15 protein-coding genes and 1 riboswitch are annotated in these 18,602 nt (G+C 69.6%); of the genes, 10 read left to right on the forward strand and 5 right to left on the reverse strand.

All coding sequences use genetic code 11. The features are described from left to right. Positions 1 to 14 precede the first annotated feature (14 nt). Positions 15 to 1,361, forward strand: a complete 1,347-nt coding sequence (locus C1703_RS27920; RefSeq protein WP_114255420.1) for an FAD-dependent oxidoreductase — start codon at positions 15 to 17, stop codon at positions 1,359 to 1,361. Between the two features lie 112 nt (positions 1,362 to 1,473). Continuing rightward, entirely contained in the window at positions 1,474 to 3,702 is a 2,229-nt protein-coding gene (locus C1703_RS27925) for an MMPL family transporter (protein ID WP_114255421.1), read from the forward strand. 98 nt (positions 3,703 to 3,800) lie between these two features. Here C1703_RS27925 and C1703_RS27930 read toward each other — a convergent pair whose 3' ends face one another. From C1703_RS27930 to gcvT, 5 genes are all read right to left on the reverse strand, one after another. Next, the gene (locus tag C1703_RS27930) at positions 3,801 to 4,367 is read right to left on the reverse strand and encodes a carboxymuconolactone decarboxylase family protein (protein WP_343236410.1); all 567 of its coding nucleotides are present in this window, start codon (positions 4,365 to 4,367) and stop codon (positions 3,801 to 3,803) included. Between the two features lie 108 nt (positions 4,368 to 4,475). Further along, positions 4,476 to 5,843: an L-serine ammonia-lyase gene (locus C1703_RS27935; protein ID WP_114255422.1), complete on the reverse strand. Its 1,368-nt coding sequence runs from the start codon at positions 5,841 to 5,843 to the stop codon at positions 4,476 to 4,478. 106 nt (positions 5,844 to 5,949) lie between these two features. Next, on the reverse strand, positions 5,950 to 7,212 hold the full coding sequence (gene glyA / locus C1703_RS27940; protein WP_114255423.1) for a serine hydroxymethyltransferase: 1,263 nt from the start codon (positions 7,210 to 7,212) through the stop codon (positions 5,950 to 5,952). A 14-nt stretch (positions 7,213 to 7,226) separates the two neighbouring features. Continuing rightward, positions 7,227 to 7,604, reverse strand: coding sequence for a glycine cleavage system protein GcvH (gene gcvH, locus C1703_RS27945; RefSeq protein WP_086562694.1), 378 nt, complete (start codon positions 7,602 to 7,604; stop codon positions 7,227 to 7,229). Positions 7,605 to 7,701: 97 nt separating this feature from the next. Continuing rightward, positions 7,702 to 8,823, reverse strand: a complete 1,122-nt coding sequence (gene gcvT / locus C1703_RS27950; RefSeq protein ID WP_114255424.1) for a glycine cleavage system aminomethyltransferase GcvT — start codon at positions 8,821 to 8,823, stop codon at positions 7,702 to 7,704. Positions 8,824 to 8,969: 146 nt separating this feature from the next. Next, a riboswitch (glycine riboswitch) is annotated at positions 8,970 to 9,069 on the reverse strand. A gap of 242 nt (positions 9,070 to 9,311) precedes the next feature. Between gcvT and C1703_RS27955 the strand changes: the two genes are divergently transcribed. From C1703_RS27955 to C1703_RS27990, 8 genes are all read left to right on the forward strand, one after another. Further along, positions 9,312 to 9,983, forward strand: a complete 672-nt coding sequence (locus C1703_RS27955) for an AAA family ATPase (protein ID WP_114255425.1) — start codon at positions 9,312 to 9,314, stop codon at positions 9,981 to 9,983. A 151-nt stretch (positions 9,984 to 10,134) separates the two neighbouring features. Beyond that, positions 10,135 to 10,923, forward strand: coding sequence for an enhanced serine sensitivity protein SseB (locus tag C1703_RS27960; RefSeq protein ID WP_114255426.1), 789 nt, complete (start codon positions 10,135 to 10,137; stop codon positions 10,921 to 10,923). A 160-nt stretch (positions 10,924 to 11,083) separates the two neighbouring features. Continuing rightward, on the forward strand, positions 11,084 to 11,884 hold the full coding sequence (locus tag C1703_RS27965; RefSeq protein ID WP_114255427.1) for an enhanced serine sensitivity protein SseB C-terminal domain-containing protein: 801 nt from the start codon (positions 11,084 to 11,086) through the stop codon (positions 11,882 to 11,884). 369 nt (positions 11,885 to 12,253) lie between these two features. Further along, entirely contained in the window at positions 12,254 to 13,252 is a 999-nt protein-coding gene (locus C1703_RS27970; protein WP_114255428.1) for an ABC transporter permease, read from the forward strand. A gap of 68 nt (positions 13,253 to 13,320) precedes the next feature. Continuing rightward, a complete protein-coding gene (locus tag C1703_RS27975; RefSeq protein WP_198678298.1) occupies positions 13,321 to 15,075 on the forward strand; it encodes an ABC transporter substrate-binding protein in 1,755 nt (584 codons plus the stop codon). A gap of 81 nt (positions 15,076 to 15,156) precedes the next feature. Continuing rightward, positions 15,157 to 16,164, forward strand: a complete 1,008-nt coding sequence (locus C1703_RS27980) for an ABC transporter permease (protein WP_114255429.1) — start codon at positions 15,157 to 15,159, stop codon at positions 16,162 to 16,164. Beyond that, positions 16,161 to 17,255 carry an ABC transporter ATP-binding protein gene (locus C1703_RS27985; protein WP_114255430.1) on the forward strand — a complete coding sequence of 365 codons (1,095 nt, stop codon included), beginning with the start codon at positions 16,161 to 16,163 and terminating at the stop codon, positions 17,253 to 17,255. Before C1703_RS27980 ends, C1703_RS27985 begins: the two co-directional genes overlap by 4 nt. Continuing rightward, a complete protein-coding gene (locus C1703_RS27990; RefSeq protein WP_114255431.1) occupies positions 17,252 to 18,535 on the forward strand; it encodes a dipeptide ABC transporter ATP-binding protein in 1,284 nt (427 codons plus the stop codon). The genes C1703_RS27985 and C1703_RS27990 overlap by 4 nt, the downstream gene beginning before the upstream one ends. The last annotated feature ends 67 nt before the right edge of the window (positions 18,536 to 18,602 follow it).

The raw sequence follows: 18,602 nt of genomic DNA on the forward strand, positions 1-18,602 counted from the left end.
CAAGGAGGCCAAACATGTCCAAGACACGTCGAGTCGCCGTGATCGGTGGCGGTATGTCGGGCTGCGCGGCAGCCCGCGAACTCATCATGGCGGGACGCGACGTCACGGTGTTCGAGGCCGGCGACGGACTCGGCGGGCGGGCCCGGTCGTGGCACCGGCCGGAGATCGAGCCCGACACCGGCATCAACCTGTGGTTCACCAGCTTCTACGACGTCCTGTTCGAGCGCATCCGCGAGTACGGGCTGGAACACGACATGGTCGAGATGCGCAACTCCATGGTGATCGTGGCGAACGGGAAACCGGTCAATCTGGCCGCGGACTCCATGGCCGACCTGCTGTCCTACTCGCACTGCGGAATGCGGGACAAACTGCGCTTCCTCGCCACCTCGGCGCGTATGACAGCACGTCGCCGACGTCTGGACCTGTTCGAGCCGGAGCAGCTCGCCGCCTTCGACGACGGCGTCTCGGCCGCGGACTGGTCCCGCGCCGTCATGTCGGAGAACGCTTATCAGTACCTGATACGGCCGATGATCGAGTCGTTCTGGCTGTGGCGCTGCGAGGAGATCTCCAAGGTGCACGTCATGGCGATGCTGGCCAACGTCGCGGGGTCGAAGTTCTACGTCTTCGGCCGCGGCATGGAGACCGTGGCGCAGCGGATGGCGAACGGCGCCACCGTGCGTCTGAGCACGTCCGTCTCCGAGATCACGGTGGACAGCAGCCGGCAGGTGCGGATTTCGGCCGTGGACGCCAACGGCGAGACCTCCAGCGAGGCGTTCGACGAGGTCGTGATCGCCACGCCCGCCCCGACCGCCGCGAAGCTGGCCGCCTCGCTGCCCGGCGACATCGCGCCCGCGGACATGCTGCGGTTCGCCGAGACCCAGCGGTACGAACCGGCTCTGTCGGTCTCCTTCCTCATCGACCGGGGCCGTATGCCCTCGGGTGAGCACATCGTGCCCGCCGGCCCCGGGATCCGCTCGGTACGCAGCATCATCACCGTTCCGAAGACGCTGATCACCGCTGACGGCCGATACCGGGAGAAGGAGCTCACTTTCGTCTACCTGGGCCGGCAGGCGACAAGTGAACTCATCGGCGCCCCCGCGGACCGGCAGTACGAGCGGGCGCTGGAGCTGGCGCCGCAGCTGTGGCCCGAATTCCCCCGGGACGCCGAGCCGTTCCATATCGTGGAGCGTCCGGTGGGCCTGGCATGGCCGGAGCCGGGCCGCTTCCGCCGCGCCGCCCAGCTGGCCAGGGAACAGCGCGGACCTGTCGTCTTCGCCGGCGACTACCTGGGCTGCCCGACGGCGGAGGCTTCCATGCGTACGGGTATCAGGGCCGCGAACTCGCTGCTGGCGACTGTCTGATATCCGCTCTTGCCACTTCCCCCCTCCGGGGCGGCTCACCACACTGTCGGTGGCGACGCAGGTGGGCAAGTTGCCCGCCGGGTGACGGGGGATGTGACCACTAAGGAGAATGATGTTCCACCGACTGGCGCAGGCCCTGCTGCGGCGGCCGAAGCGCCTGCTTTACGCCAGCTTGATGCTCTTTGTCGTGGCGGCGGCAGTGGGCGCCACCGTGCTGCCGAAACTGTCCGCCGGGGGCTACACCGACACCGGCACCGAGTCGGCACGGGCGGCCGAGGTGCTCGAAGAGCGGTTCGGCGTGGGGCAGCCCAATCTGGTGCTGCTCGTCGAGGATCGACGCGGTGTGGATGATGCGGCCGTCTCGGCCGCCGCCGCCCGGGTCACGAGCCGGCTGGCCAAGGAACCGAGCGTTGCCGAAGCGTACTCGTACTGGACCACGGGCCGCCCGGCTGCGCTGAAATCCGACGACTCCCGCAGTGCCCTGATCATGGCCTGGATCAAGGGCGACGAGGACGACGTCCAGGCGTGGATGACCGATCACGGCGCCGACTACCAGGGACGCGTGCAGGGTCTGGAGATCAAGCAGGGCGGCACCGCCAAGGCGAACGAAGAACTCACCTCCCAGACGGCGAAGGATCTGTTCAAGGCCGAGGCCATCGCCATGCCGATCCTCCTCGTCGTGCTGATCTTCGTCTTCCGCGGGATCGTCGCCGCCGCCATGCCGCTGCTCCTCGGCACGCTGACGATGGCCGGCGCCTTCTGCGTCCTGCGCATCATCAGCCTGTTCACCGACGTCTCCGTCTTCGCGATGAACATCACCAGCGGACTCGGGCTCGGGCTGGCGGTCGACTACAGCCTCTTCATCATCAGCCGGTACCGGGAGGAACTCCGCCGGGGGGCCGGAACGGACCAAGCGCTGCTGACCAGTATGCGCACGGCCGGCCGGACGGTCGCGTTCTCCGCCGTCACCGTGGCTCTCGCCCTGAGCGGACTGCTGGTCTTCCCGTTCTACTTCCTGCGTTCCTTCGCCTACGCGGGCATTCCGGTCTCGCTGCTCGCGGCCGTCGCCTCGGTCACCGTCCTGCCCGCGCTGCTGAAGGTTCTGGGCCCGCGGATCGACAGCCTGCCCGTGCTGCGGCGCAGGAAGCCGCAGACCGATACCGGCTTCTGGTATCGCACGGCCAAGAAGGTGATGCGCTTCCCGGTGTCCGTGGGTACCGTCGGCGTCATCATTCTGCTCGCCCTCGGCGCGCCGTTCCTCGACCTGAAGATGACCCTGGCCGATGAGCGGGTCCTTCCGTCTTCCGCGAGTTCCTACCAGGTCGGCCAGGCCATGCGCGAACGCTTCGACTCGCAGCAGAGCCAGGCCGAGATGGTCGTCATGAGGAAATCCGGACCCACCGAGACCGACCGCCTCAGCGACTACGCCGAACGCCTGTCCCGCCTGAAGGGTGTGGCCTCGGTGGAGACCGTCACCGGCAGCTACGCCGGCGGATCCCAGGTTGCCCGGCCCGGCCCGGCGTCTTCCAGCTTCGCGTCCGACTACGGGGTCTACCTGAAGGTGGTGCCCAAGGAGCCGGAAGTGTCCGAGAAGGGGCGGCAGTTGGTCCGTGAGATCCGGGCCGAGCGCGCACCCTACCCGGTCGAGGTGACGGGGCCCGGCGCCACCCTCGAGGACTCGATGAACTCGCTGAACTCCAAACTGCCCTGGGCGCTCGGTATCGTCGGGGGCAGCACCCTGATCCTGCTGTTCCTGCTGACGGGCAGCGTGCTCCTCCCGTTCAAGGCGCTCGTGCTCAATACCCTCAGCCTGAGCGCGACGTTCGGGGTCCTCGTGTGGGGCTTCCAGGATGGGCATCTGGACGGAGTCATCGGCGACTTCACCCCGACCGGCGCGATCACCTGGAGCGTGCCGATGCTCCTGTTCTGCGTCGCGTTCGGCCTGTCCATGGACTACGAGGTCTTCCTGCTCTCCCGGATCAAGGAAGAGTACGAGCAGACCCACGACAACGTCTCCTCGGTGTCCAGAGGGCTGGGCCGGACCGGAAGCCTGGTGTCCGCGGCAGCGGTGCTCATCGCGATCGTGTTCGCCGGCTTCATGACGTCGAGCATCACCTATCTGAAGGCGATCGGCCTGGGGCTGGCCCTCGCCGTGATCGTGGACGCCACCCTGGTCCGCGGTGCCCTGGTGCCGGCGTTCATGCGACTCGCCGGGAGCGCCAACTGGTGGGCGCCGGGGCCGCTGCGCCGGTTCCACCAGCGGGTCGGGCTGCGCGAGTCCGGTGAACCCCTGCCCCCGCGCGACGGCGCCGAAGCCGCGATGGCGGGCGACCGTAGCTGATCGGGCGGTCCTGGGGAGGGCCCGTGGCGCTGCGCCACGGGCCCTCTCGCGTGCTTCCGCTCCTCGGGAGCGCCCGCCGGTACCCGCGGGACTACCGGTCAGCGAGCCCTGGGGACATCACACCGGTCCTTGAAACCCTGGCTGGTGAGACCAAGCGCGAGATTGGTCCGGGAACGCTGGTTCTCGACGGCGACCATGGCGGTCAGTTCCACCAGGGCCGCGTCCCCGAGCCGGGCGCGCAGTTCAGCGACCTGTTCGTCGGTGACCTCGACCGGCAGTTGTGTCATGGCCTCGGCATAGGCCATGACCTTGCGCTCCAGGTCGGTGAAGACGTCACTGTCGCGCCAGTTGGGCACCTCTCGGAGCTTGCGGAGGTCGACCCCCTTGCGATGGTTCTCCCAGTACCCGAAGTCCAGGCACCACGGGCAGTTCAGCGCCACCGCCGCCGCGGTCGTAGCCAGGCTCTTCAATGTCGTGTCCAGCCGGTTCCACCGCGCCACGCCGGCTTCCATGAGGCTGATCGTCCGTAAGACCTGAGGCTGGTGAGAGGCCGCGAGCACGGGCTGCAGCGCCGCTCCATAACGCCGTCTCATGACCCAGCCCTGAAGCTTTCCGAAAAGGCCCTGATTTCGGTTGGGCTCAAGAGGAATCCGGGACACGATCATCCTCCCTCAGTAGGCGAAGAGCGGCCGTCGATGCTACTTGATCGTATGCCGCCTGATAAGAGGCACGGGTACGCCAACCTCCTCTCGCCGCCGAGGATTTGGAACCGGTCAGCACTCGATGATGTTGACGGCCAGCCCGCCCCGTGCCGTCTCCTTGTACTTCACCGACATGTCCGCGCCGGTGTCCTTCATCGTCTTGATGACCTTGTCCAGGGACACCTTGTGGGAGCCGTCGCCGCGCATCGCCATGCGCGCGGCGGTGACGGCCTTCACCGCGGCCATGCCGTTGCGCTCGATGCACGGGATCTGCACGAGGCCGCCGACCGGGTCGCAGGTCAGGCCGAGGTTGTGCTCCATGCCGATCTCGGCCGCGTTCTCGACCTGCTCCGGGGACCCGCCGAGCACCTCGGCCAGCGCGCCCGCCGCCATGGAGCAGGCGGAGCCGACCTCGCCCTGGCAGCCGACCTCGGCGCCGGAGATGGAGGCGTTCTCCTTGAACAGCATGCCGATCGCGCCCGCGGCGAGCAGGAAGCGGACCACGCCGTCCTCGTCGGCGCCGGGCACGAAGTTCATGTAGTAGTGCAGGACCGCCGGGATGATGCCGGCCGCGCCGTTGGTGGGGGCGGTGACGACCCGGCCGCCGGCGGCGTTCTCCTCGTTCACGGCCATCGCGTAGAGCGTGATCCACTCCATGGCGAGGGCCTTCGGGTCGCCCTCGGAGCGCAGCTTGCGCGCCGTGTTGGCGGCCCGGCGGCGCACCTTCAGACCGCCCGGCAGGATGCCCTCGCGGGACATGCCGCGCGCCACGCAGGACTGCATGACCCGCCAGATCTCCAGCAGGCCCGCGCGGATCTCCTCCTCGGTGCGCCAGGCCCGCTCGTTCTCCAGCATCAGCGCCGAGATGGACAGGCCCGTGTCCTCGGCCAGGCGCAGCAGCTCGTCGCCCGTGCGGAAGGGGTACTTCAGCACGGTGTCGTCGAGCTTGATGCGGTCGGCGCCGACCGCGTCCTCGTCGACGACGAACCCGCCGCCGACCGAGTAGTACGTCTTGGTCAGCAGCTCCGCGCCCGAGGCGTCGTACGCCCACAGGGTCATGCCGTTCGCGTGGTACGGCAGGGCCTTGCGGCGGTGCAGGACCATGTCGTCGTCGAAGGAGAACGCGATCTCGTGTTCGCCGAGCAGGTTCAGCCGGCCGTCGGCCTTGATCGTCTCCACCCGCTCGTCGGCCGTCTCCACGTCCACCGTGCGCGGCGAGTCGCCCTCCAGGCCGAGCAGGACCGCCTTGGGCGTGCCGTGGCCGTGGCCGGTGGCGCCGAGCGAGCCGTACAGCTCCGCGCGGACCGAGGCGACGGACCCCAGGAGCTGCTCGTTGCGCAGCCGCCGGACGTACAGGCCGGCCGCGCGCATCGGGCCGACGGTGTGGGAGCTGGACGGGCCGATGCCGATCGAGAACAGGTCGAAGACCGAGATGGCCACGGGGGAACTCCTGACTACGGGGTGGTGCAGAGGGGGTGGGTGCCGCGCCCGCTTGTGGCCGGCGCGGCACCCGAAAGGTTTCTTCGCGATCGTTGGCTGTCGCTTGTTACGTGTTCAGACCCGGGTACAGCGGGTGCTTGTCCGCCAGGGCCTTCACCCGGGCCTTGAGGGCCTCCGCGTCGTACGACGGCTTCAGCGCCTCGGCGATGACGTCCGCGACCTCGGCGAAGTCCTCGGCGCCGAAACCACGGGTGGCCAGGGCCGGGGTGCCGATCCGCAGACCGGAGGTCACCATCGGCGGACGCGGGTCGTTCGGGATCGCGTTGCGGTTGACGGTGATGCCCACCTCGTGGAGGCGGTCCTCGGCCTGCTGGCCGTCCAGCTCCGAGTGGCGCAGGTCGACCAGGACCAGGTGCACGTCGGTGCCGCCGGACAGGACGTCCACGCCCACGGCCCGGACGTCGTCCTTCACCAGACGCTCGGCCAGGATGCGGGCACCCTCCAGCGTACGGCGCTGGCGCTCCTTGAAGTCCTCGGAGGCGGCGACCTTGAACGCGACGGCCTTGGCGGCGATCACGTGCTCCAGCGGACCACCCTGCTGACCGGGGAAGACAGCGGAGTTGATCTTCTTGGCGAGTTCGGCCGTGGAGAGGATCACACCGCCGCGCGGGCCGCCGAGGGTCTTGTGGGTCGTGGTGGTGACCACGTGCGCGTGCGGCACCGGGTTCGGGTGCAGCCCGGCCGCGACGAGCCCGGCGAAGTGGGCCATGTCGACCATCAGGTACGCGCCGACCTCGTCCGCGATCCGGCGGAACTCGGCGAAGTCCAGCTGCCGCGGGTACGCCGACCAGCCGGCGACGATCAGCTTCGGCCGGGACTCCTTGGCCAGCCGCTCGACCTCGGCCATGTCGACCCGGCCGTCCTCGCCCACGTGGTAGGCGACGACGTCGTAGAGCTTGCCGGAGAAGTTGATCTTCATGCCGTGGGTCAGGTGCCCGCCGTGGGCGAGGTTCAGACCCATGATGGTGTCGCCCGGCTTGAGCAGCGCGAACATCGCGGCCGCGTTGGCCTGGGCGCCCGAGTGCGGCTGCACGTTGGCGTGCTCGGCGCCGAACAGCTCCTTCACGCGGTCGATCGCGATCTGCTCGACGACGTCGACGTGCTCGCAGCCGCCGTAGTAGCGGCGGCCCGGGTAGCCCTCGGCGTACTTGTTGGTGAGGACCGAGCCCTGCGCCTCCATGACCGCGACCGGCGCGAAGTTCTCGGAGGCGATCATCTCCAGCGTGGACTGCTGGCGGTGCAGCTCGGCGTCGACCGCGGCGGCGACGGCCGGGTCGAGCTCGTGCAGGGGTGTGTTCAGGACGGACATACGGCTACGACTCCTCAGCCGGCGGAGAACGCGGTGTACTCGTCGGCGGAGAGCAGGTCGCCCGGCTCGTCCGTGACCCGCACCTTGAACAGCCAGCCGCCCTCGAAGGGGGCCGAGTTCACCAGCGACGGGTCGTTCACGACGTCCTCGTTGACCTCCGTGACCTCACCGGAGACCGGGGAGTACAGGTCGGACACCGACTTGGTCGACTCCAGCTCGCCGCAGGTCTCGCCCGCGGACACCGTGTCACCGACCTCGGGGAGCTGGACGAAGACCACGTCGCCGAGCGCGTTGGCCGCGTGCTCCGTGATGCCGACCGTCGACACGCCGTCCTCGGCGGCCGACAGCCACTCGTGCTCCTTGCTGTAGCGCAGCTGCTGGGGGTTGCTCATGGCCTGGATTCTCCTGTACGCGCGGGAGTGCTGGTGAAGGGGACCGCTGGTGAGCGGGTTGATGTGCCCGGGAACTCGTGGCGCCCGTGGCCAGTGTCTACTTCTGCCGCTTGTAGAACGGCAGCGCCACGACCTCGTACGGCTCGTGACTGCCCCGGATGTCCACGCCCACACCGGGCGTGCCGGGCGCGGCGTGCGCGGCGTCGACGTAGGCCATGGCGATCGGCTTGCCGAGGGTGGGGGAGGGGGCGCCGGAGGTGACCTCGCCGATCACCTCGCCGCCGGCGACGACGGCGTACCCGGCGCGCGGGACGCGGCGGCCCTCGGCGACCAGGCCGACCAGCACGCGCGGCGGGTTCTGCTCGGCCCGGGCGGCTGCCTCGCGCAGGGCCTCGCGGCCCACGAAGTCGCCCTCCTTCTCGAACTTCACCACCCGGCCGAGCCCGGCGTCGAAGGGCGTCAGGGAGGTGCTCAGCTCGTGCCCGTACAGCGGCATGCCCGCCTCCAGGCGCAGCGTGTCGCGGCAGGACAGCCCGCACGGGACCAGTCCGGCGCCCTCGCCGGCCTTGGTCAGGGCCTGCCACAGCTCCACGGCGTGCTCCGGCTTCACGAACAGCTCGAAGCCGTCCTCGCCGGTGTAGCCGGTGCGGGCGATCAGGGCCGGGACCCCGGCGACCGTGCCGGGCAGACCGGCGTAGTACTTCAGCCCGTCGAGGTCGGCGTCCGTGAGGGACGCCAGGATGCCGGGGGACTCCGGGCCCTGGACGGCGATCAGCGCGTAGGCGTCCCGGTCGTCGCGCACCTCGGCGTCGAAGCCCTCGGCGCGCTCGGTCAGCGCGTCCAGGACGACCTGGGCGTTGGAGGCGTTGGCGACGACCATGTACTCCGTCTCGCCCAGCCGGTACACGATCAGGTCGTCGAGGATGCCGCCGTCGGCCCGGCAGATCATGGTGTAGCGGGCGCGGCCCGGCTTCACGCCGCCGATGTTGCCCACCAGGGCGTAGTCGAGGAGGGCGGCGGCCTGCGGGCCGGTGACGGTGATCTCACCCATGTGGGAGAGGTCGAACAGGCCGGCCTTCGTGCGCACGGCGGTGTGCTCGTCGCGCTCGGAGCCGTAGCGCAGGGGCATGTCCCAGCCGGCGAAGTCGGTCATCGTCGCGCCGAGCGAACGATGCAGGGCATCGAGCGCGGTGTGACGGAGTTCTCCTGTACTGCTCACGGTCGGTCGTCTCCCAAGGCAATGACGGGCGAGGTCGTTCCTCCCCATCTGTCATCGGAACCTGAGAGGTTCGCCATGACCGCGCCGGTCCATGGCTTGCACCTTGGGTGGGACCGCTGTCGCAGCGGCCCGCTTTTCAGATGTGCCTCGCCCGCGCGGTAACGGGGCCTGAGAGATTCAAGGGAGGGACTTGCTCCTTCGGCGCCCCAGCGTCAGCGGTGCTGGGAACTCTCCCGCGCGGATTCAAACGGCCGGTATGCAGTTGGCGCGCACATCATTGCACGCATCCTTCCGGCGCGGCAGGGGGACCTTTCCCAGGGAGTGCACAGCGTCCCCCGCGCCGGACACAGCGAGCCGCAGCGACCCGCGACACCCTGTAGCAGCCCTGTTGCAGGACAAGGACCGAAACGAGAGCCTCCGGCATTACCTTCTCTTTACACTCGGCGGGGATGGGACTCCGTACCTGGCCCCAGGGGAGGACGATCACGGTGAACAGGACCACGGCGTACGCCACGACCACGGGCATCGCGCTGCCCGAGCAGCCGGCCGCCGCACCGGCCCGGGCGGCCTGCGGCCCGGTGCCGGCGCCGGTCGTCCGCGATCTGCGCGAGCGCGCCGGCCGCGGCCCGCGCGCGCTGCTGTTCGGCCCCCGCGACCTCGTCGTGGTCACGGGCCTGCCCGGCAGCGGCAAGTCCACGCTCATGCGGCGCACCGTGCCGGGCCCGCGCGTCGACTCCCAGGACACCCGCGACCGCTGGGACCGCCGCATGCCGCCCTTCCTTCCCTACGCGGTCTACCGCCCCCTCGTCCGCCTCGCCCACTACGCCGGGCTGCGCCGCGCCCTGCGCGGCGGCGAGGGGGTCGTCGTGCACGACTGCGGCACGCAGGCGTGGGTCCGCCGCTGGCTGGCCCGCGAGGCCCGCCGCCGGGGCGGCACCCTGCACCTGCTCCTCCTCGACGTCACGCCCGAACAGGCCCTGGCAGGCCAGCGCGACCGCGGCCGCGGCGTCTCGCGCTACGCGTTCCTGCGCCACCGCGCGGCGACCACCCGCCTGCTGCGCGCCGTGGAAGCCGGCGAACTGCCCTCGGGCTGCGGCGGCGCGATCGTGGTCGACCGCGACGCGGCGAACACCCTGCGCCGCATCGCCTTCACGGGCTGAGCCGGGGGCCGGCCGTGTGTCACGGGTCTGGAGCCGATGCCGTGCCTCACGGCTCCCGGACCGATCGCCCAGGGCCCCGGGCCCGCCGGTCGTCGGCCGGGAGCCGTTAGCCTTTGGGCCACAGCAGTGGTTCCAGGCAGGCGGTAGGCAGATGGACTTCCCGGCGGACTTCTCCGCGGACTTCCCGGCGCAGACGCAGACCCACCCGCACGGCGGATGGCCCGGCAACGAGCTGGAGGAGGTGCTCTCGGCCTCCCTCGGCGCCGGGCCGTCCGCCGGCGGGCGGATCGTCGAGGTGCTCGGCCGGAGTTTCGTGTGGGTCCCGCTGCCCAACGGCGGCGGCCCGCACAGCGGCCCCCTCGACCTGCCCGGCATCGAGATCGACGGCCAGGCGTACGTCCCGGTGTTCAGCTCCGAGGAGCAGTTCCGCCAGGTCGCCGGCTCCCACATGCCGTACACCATCGCCCCCGCCGTGGAGTTCGCCCGCGGTCTGCCCCCGCACGCCGGGATCGCCGTCAACCCGGGCGGTGTCGTCGGCATCCCGCTCCCGCCGCCCGCCGTGGCCGAGCTGTGCCGGGCCGGCCGGACCCCCCTGGACGGCCCCGCCAGCGGCGGCCGGGTCCGCCTCTTCGAGCCGGACTGGCAGGACGACCCGGTGGACTTCCTCGCCGCCGCGTCCGCCGAGTTCGAGGCGATCGGCGTCGTCCTCACCGCCCGCCGCTGCCTCGCCGCCATCGAGACCGCCGACCCCGTGATGTTCGTGGGCGTGGAACTCTCCCAGTGGGAAGGCGACCTGCGGGCCCTGCCCCTGGAGGCCCTGACCCGGGCCGTCACCACGGCACCGGCGCCCTGGCCCGTCAACCTCGTCCTCCTGGACGTGACGGAGGACCCGGTGGGCAACTGGATGAGGGACCGGGTCCGGCCCTTCTACCAGCGGTAGGGCATCGACCTCGGGGCGCGCGGCAGTGACATGATGCGGCTCCGCCGCGCGGGCGCGACCGGCGACGCACGACCGCACCCGGGAACCGGCACCGGGTCCGAGCTCCCGCGCGGGCTTAAGCTAGGTCACGGTCGAGGCGTTGTACGAAGGGGCGGTAAAGGTGAGCGCGAGCGGCACGGCCGCGGCCGGACAGGTCGAGCACATGCTGCGCCAGGTCACGCCCGGGCGTTATGACGCCTACGAGGCCCTCCTGCGCGCGCTCGCCACCCCGCACACCGGCCAGATCTGGATGCTCCTGTGGCACGGCCAGGCGGGGTCACCCGACGCCCAGTACGGAAACATGGAGGTCGACGGCTACGGCTACGCCCCCTGCGTCACCTCCGCGCAGGAGCTGTCGGCCAGCGGCTGGAACCGCTCCTACGAGGTGGTCGACGGCGTCGACGTCGCCCGCGCCCTCTACCCCGACCACTACGGCCTCTGGCTCAACCCGCACGCCCCCGGCGGCGGCGTCGGCATCCCCTGGCTCGACCTGCGCCGGATCGCCACGGGCCTGGACCGCCAGCCCGCCGGACCGCTGCGGCTGTCCGAACCGGCCATCGAGGTCCCGCAGTTCTACGCCCTGCTCGCGCAGAACGCCCACCGCACCCCGGCCGTCCGCTCCCTGCGCCGCGCCTGGGTGCAGCCCGCGCTCGGGGCGCCGTACCTCGCGATCGGCCTGGATGTGTACGACGCCTCGCCGCCGGCCGTGGACTCGGTGCGCGCGATGATGCAGCAGTCCCTCGGCGCCGTACCGGACGGGCTCCCCGTCTCGACCGTCGCGATGTCCGACGAGCACGACCCGGTCGCCATGTGGCTGCGGGCGAACGCCCGGCCCTTCTACGACCGCGAGGCCCACGCCACCGCCCCCGTCCAGGCCCCGGCCTCGGGCTACGGCTACCCGCCGGCGCAGGGCCGGTACTGACGCGGTCGGCACCTGCCGTCGCCCCGCCGGCCGTCCCGCTCGCGGACGCCGGTGGCACGCGGCGTGACGCGTACGTCCAACGCCGTATCGTCCGGACCACGCGCCTGCGTGTCCGGATAACGGAATCCCCTTGTCGGCATCACGGTTGCGCATACTTTCTCCATCAGGCCTGGCGTGTGATCGTGAGCGCGTTGAAGACTCGCCTCTCAGGCGCGAGGCCGTCGATCCTGTGAGCGATACCAAGCTGAGGATCGGCCTGACGGTGGCCGTACCATCTGCGGACGCCACGCCATAGCCACAGTGGATCAAGCCGCCGACAACGGTGGGCAAGGGGGCCGGTGACCACCGGCGAGAAGGGGCAGGGCACTTGTGACGGCACCGATCGAGACCACCGGATCGCAGGCCGAGGCCCAGCCGGAGGCCGTGCTGGCGGGTGTGAAGTCCCAGAACATCGAGGGCCGGTCCCTCGGGCAGATCGCCTGGACCCGCTTCAAGCGCGACAAGGTGGCGGTCGCGGGCGGCGTCGTGGTCGTGCTGCTCATCCTGACGGCCGCACTGTCCCGCCCGCTCCAGTCGCTGCTGGGCCTCGACCCCAACGCCTTCCACCAGGACCTCATCGACCCCAACACCACCCTCCCCAAGGGTGACTTCGGCGGTATGAGCTGGGACCACCCCCTCGGTGTGGAGCCGAAGTTCGGGCGCGACATCCTCGCCCGCATCCTGGAGGGCTCCTGGGTCTCCCTCGTCGTGGCCTTCGGAGCTACGGTGCTGTCCAATGCGATCGGCACCGTGCTCGGCCTGATCGCGGGCTACTACGGCGGGCGCGTCGACGCGGTCATCAGCCGGCTCATGGACACGTTCCTGGCCTTCCCGCTGCTGCTCTTCGCCATCGCCATCTCGGCGACGCTCCAGGGCGGCGCGTTCGGACTCGAGGGCCTCCCGCTGCACATCCTCGTGCTGATCTTCGTGATCGGCTTCTTCAACTGGCCCTACATGGGCCGCATCGTCCGCGGTCAGACGCTGGCGCTGCGCGAGCGGGAGTTCGTCGACGCCTCACGGGGGATGGGCGCCTCCGGGCCGTACATCCTCTTCAAGGAGCTGCTGCCGAACCTGGTCGCGCCGATCATCGTCTACTCGACGCTGCTCATCCCGACCAACATCCTCTTCGAGGCCTCCCTCAGCTTCCTCGGCGTGGGCATCCAGCCGCCGCAGGCGTCGTGGGGCGGCATGCTCAACCAGGCGGTCGACTTCTTCGAGGTCGATCCCCAGTACATGCTCGTCCCCGGTCTCGCCATCTTCGTCACCGTACTGGCCTTCAACCTCCTCGGTGACGGCCTCCGGGACGCTCTCGACCCCCGCAGCCGCTGACGTCTGCGGTCGCGGCCGGTGCCGTGTCCAGCCCAAGTGTTCAACTTCAGAAGGGGAATCCGACCATCATGCGAAGGTCAGCAATTGCCGTCGCTGCGGCCATCAGCAGCGCCAGCCTCGTGTTGGCGGGCTGCAGCAAGGCCGACGACAACGGCGACGACGGCGGCAGCAAGGCCACCGCCGATGCCGCCACCAAGTCGGTCGTGAACGCCTCCACGGAGAAGGGCGGCACGGTCACCTACGCGATGTCCGACGTGCCGGACTCGTTCGACCCGGGCAACACGTACTACGCGTACATGTACAACTTCAGCCGCCTCTACGCGCGTCCGCTGCTCACCTTCAAGCCGGCCCCCGGCGAGAAGGGCAACGAGATCGTGCCGGACCTGGCGGAGGGCAAGGGTCAGTCGTCCGACGGCGGCAAGACCTGGACGTACAAGCTCCGCCAGGGCGTGAAGTACGAGGACGGCACGGAGGTCACCTCGGCGGACGTCAAGTACGCGGTGGAGCGCTCCAACTTCGCCCGTGACGTGCTCTCCCTCGGTCCGAACTACTTCGCCCAGTTCCTGGAGGGCGGCGACAAGTACAAGGGCCCGTACAAGGACAAGAGCGACAAGGGCCTGGCGTCGATCGAGACGCCGGACAAGTACACGATCACCTTCAAGCTCAAGCAGCCGTTCACGGACTTCGACTACCTGGTCACCGCCCCGCAGACGGCTCCGGTGCCGAAGGCCAAGGACACCGGCGTCGACTACACCAAGAAGATCGTCTCCTCTGGCTCGTACAAGTTCCAGAGCTACGAGGAGGGCAAGTCGGTCACCCTGGTGCGCAACCCCGAGTGGAGCGCCAAGACCGACCCGCTGCGCAAGCAGTACCCGGACAAGATCGTGGTCAACCTGAAGGTCAACCAGGCCACGATCGACAAGGACCTGATGGCCGGCACCACCACCGTCGACCTGGCGGGCCGCGGCGTGGACACGCAGACGCAGGCCCAGCTGCTCAACAACAAGGACCAGAAGGCCAACACGGACAACACCTACGGTGGCCGTCTCGTCTACGCGGCGCTCAACACCACGGTCAAGCCGTTCGACAACGTCGAGTGCCGCAAGGCCGTGCAGTACGCCATCGACAAGGTGGCCGTGCAGACCGCGCAGGGCGGCCCGGTCCGCGGTGACATCGCCTCCACGGTGCTGCCGCCGGACGTCATCGGCTACCAGAAGTTCGACGCCTACCCCACCAAGGGCAACAAGGGTGACGCCGCCAAGGCCAAGGAGCACCTGAGCGCCTGCAAGCAGCCGAACGGCTTCAAGACCTACATCTCCGCGCGCAGCGACCGTCAGCAGGAGGTCGACGCGGCCACGGCGATCATCGACTCGCTGAAGAAGGTCGGCATCAACGCCGAGATGAAGCAGTACCCGTCCGGCAAGTACTTCACGGACTACGCCGGTGTGCCCGCGTTCGCCAAGAAGCAGGGCATCGGCATCATGATGATGCAGTGGGGCGCCGACTGGCCGACCGGCTACGGCTACCTGAACCAGATCCTCAACGGCAAGGCCATCAGCGCCTCCGGCAACACCAACCTCTCGTCGTTCGACAACGCTGAGGTCAACAAGCTGCTCGACGAGGCCATCCAGAACCCCGACGAGTCGGCGCGCAACGCCGCCTACGCCGAGGCCGACAAGAAGACGATGGACGAGGCCGTCATCGTGCCGCTGACCTACTTCAAGGTCTTGCTGTACCGCTCGCCGAACGCCACCAACGTGGTCTCCTCGGCCGCCTGGAGCGGTCAGTACGACGCCCTCAACCTCGGTACGACGAAGAAGTAGCGCGAAGAGCAGCCCTGGAAGGCAGGTGAAGGCATTGGCGCCCGTGGGGCTCACCCCCCGCGGGCGCCGGCGCCGGTCCCCGTGATCTCGTACATCATCCGCCGGGCGATCGCGGCAGTGATCCTGCTGCTGGTCGTCACCGCGGTCACCTTCGGCATCTTCTTCCTGCTGCCGAGACTGGCCGGGCAGAGTCCCGACCAGCTGGCCGCCCAGTACATCGGAAAGAACCCTTCGCCCGAGGACATCCTGGCGGTCAAGCAGAACCTCGGGCTCGACAAGCCGGTCTACGAGCAGTACTGGGAGTTCATCAAGGGGATCGTCTCCGGCGCCACCTACAACCTCGGCCCGAACACGGTCAAGTGCGAGCTGCCCTGCTTCGGTTATTCCTTCAAGAACCACATCGAAGTCTGGCCCCAGCTCGTGGACCGGCTGCCGGTGACCATCTCCCTGGCCGCGGGCGCCGCCGTGCTGTGGCTGCTGTCGGGCGTCGCCGCCGGTGTGATCTCCGCGCTCAAGCCGGGCTCGTTCTTCGACCGCGCCGCGATGGGCGTGGCCCTCGCCGGTGTGTCGCTCCCCATGTTCTTCACCGGCCAGCTGGCCCTGCTCGTCTTCAGCTATCAGCTGGACATCTTCGGGCGGACCTATGTGCCGTTCACCGAGAACCCGTCCCAGTGGGCCAACACCCTGTTCCTGCCGTGGTGTTCGCTGGCCTTGCTGTACTCCGCCATCTACGCGCGGCTCACCCGGTCCGGCATGCTCGAAACCATGAACGAGGACTTCATCCGCACCGCACGGGCCAAGGGCCTGAAGGAGCGCAAGGTCGTCGTCAAGCACGGCCTGCGGGCGGCGCTCACGCCGATCGTGACGGTCTTCGGCATGGACATCGGCCTGCTGCTCGGCGGCGCGGTGATCACCGAGTCGGTGTTCTCCCTGCCCGGCATCGGCCAGTACGCCGTCCAGGCCATCACCGACAACGACCTGCCGCCGATCCTCGGCGTCACCCTGCTGGCGGCCTTCTTCGTCGTGCTCTGCAACCTGGTGGTGGACGTGCTGTACGCCACCGTCGACCCGCGCGTGAGGCTCTCGTGACCGAACTGACCAAGACCGGGGCCGCCGTGGGCGAGCCGACGCCCAGCGGGGAGGGCCCCCGGGCCTTCCTCGACGTGCGTGACCTCAAGGTGCACTTCCCGACCGACGACGGCCTGGTCAAGTCCGTCGACGGGCTCTCCTTCCAGCTGGAGAAGGGCCAGACCCTCGGCATAGTGGGCGAGTCCGGCTCGGGCAAGTCGGTAACCTCGCTGGCCATCATGGGCCTGCACCGCCTGGGCAACCGCGGCAAGAACGTGCGGATGTCCGGCGAGATCTGGCTCGACGGCAAGGAACTCGTCTCGGCGAGCCCCGACGAGGTGCGCCGGCTGCGCGGCCATGAGATGGCGATGATCTTCCAGGACCCGCTGTCCGCGATGCACCCGTACTACACGGTCGGCAACCAGATCGTCGAGGCGTACCGGGTCCACCACGACGTCGACAAGAAGACCGCCCGCAGGCGCGCCGTCGAACTCCTCGACCGGGTCGGCATCCCCGAGCCCGACAAGCGCGTCAACAGCTACCCGCACGAATTCTCCGGCGGTATGCGCCAGCGCGCGATGATCGCCATGGCGCTGGTCAACAATCCCGAGCTGCTGATCGCGGACGAGCCGACCACCGCGCTCGACGTGACCGTGCAGGCGCAGATCCTCGACCTGATCCGGGACCTGCAGAAGGAGTTCGGCTCCGCGGTCATCATCATCACGCACGACCTCGGCGTGGTCGCCGAGATCGCCGACGACATCCTCGTGATGTACGGCGGGCGCTGTGTGGAGCGCGGACCGGTCGACACGATCTTCTACCAGCCGCAGCATCCCTACACCTGGGGCCTGCTCGGCTCGATGCCGCGGATCGACCGCGAGCAGACCGACCGGCTCATCCCGGTCAAGGGCCAGCCGCCCAGCCTCATCAACGTCCCCTCGGGGTGCGCGTTCAACCCCCGCTGTCCGTACGCGGACCTCCCCAAGGGCGGGATCACCCGCACCGAGCGGCCCGAGCTGCGCGAGGTGGGCGGCAGGCACTTCACCGCCTGCCACCTGTCGCAGGAGGACCGCACCCGGATCTGGAACGAAGAGATTGCGCCGAAGCTGTGAGCGAGACCGATACCCGGGCAGGGACGACGGCCGTGACCGACGATGAGAAACCGCTGCTCAAGGTCGAGGGACTGGTCAAGCACTTCCCCATCAAGAAGGGCCTGCTGCAGCGGCAGGCCGGGGCGGTCAAGGCCGTGGACGGCATCGACTTCGAGGTGCGCCGCGGCGAGACCCTCGGCGTCGTCGGCGAGTCCGGCTGCGGCAAGTCGACCATGGGCCGTCTCATCACGCGGCTGCTCGAACCCAGCGGCGGGAAGATCGAGTTCGATGGCAAGGACATCACGCACCTCGGCACGAGCGGCATGCGCCCGCTCCGCCGCGACGTGCAGATGATCTTCCAGGACCCGTACGGCTCGCTGAACCCCCGGCACACCATCGGCACCATCGTCTCGGCGCCGTTCCGGTTGCAGGGCGTGGAACCGGAGGGCGGCGTCAAGCAGGAGGTCCAGCGCCTCCTGGAGCTGGTGGGTCTGAGCCCCGAGCACTACAACCGTTACCCGCACGAGTTCTCCGGCGGTCAGCGGCAGCGCATCGGCATCGCCCGGGCACTGGCCCTGAAGCCGCGGATGGTCGTGGCCGACGAGCCGGTCTCCGCGCTCGACGTGTCGATCCAGGCCCAGGTCGTCAACCTGATGGACGACCTCCAGGACGAGCTCGGCCTGACGTACGTGATCATCGCGCACGACCTGTCGGTCGTCCGGCACGTCTCGGACCGGATCGCGGTGATGTACCTCGGCAAGATCGTCGAGCTGGCCGACCGGGACGCGCTGTACGCCAGTCCGATGCACCCGTACACCAAGGCCCTGCTGTCCGCGGTGCCGATCCCGGATCCGCGGCGCAGGGCGGCCAAGAGCGAGCGCATCCTGCTCAGGGGCGACGTGCCCTCGCCGATCGCCCCGCCGAGCGGGTGCCGCTTCCACACCCGGTGCTGGAAGGCGACGGAGATCTGCAGGACGACCGAGCCGCCGCTGGCGGAGCTGCGCGCCGGGCAGCGGGTCGCCTGCCACCACCCGGAGAACTTCGCCGACCAGCAGCCGCAGGACACCGTGCTCCTCTCGGAGGCCAAGCAGGCCGTGGAGCTCGTGCCGGCGGCGGCCGTGGAGAAGTCGGCGCAGGCGTCGAAGGCCGTGGCCGCCGAGGGTTCCTCCGCTGCCGAGGCCGTCGCGCGGTCGGCGGACTCCGGTGAGGCATCCGGTGAGGCATCCGGTGAGGCATCCGGCGAGGCCTCCGGTGCCGCCGGGGCCGAGGAGTCCCCGGAGGCCGGAGGTTCGAAGGCATAACCGCTGACCGGGTCCCGCAGTCCTGCTGCCGCGGCCCGGTCCGGAACGCGGCGACTCGGCCCCCGAT

The sequence above is a fragment of the Streptomyces sp. Go-475 genome, assembly GCF_003330845.1.
GTDB lineage: Bacteria > Actinomycetota > Actinomycetes > Streptomycetales > Streptomycetaceae > Streptomyces.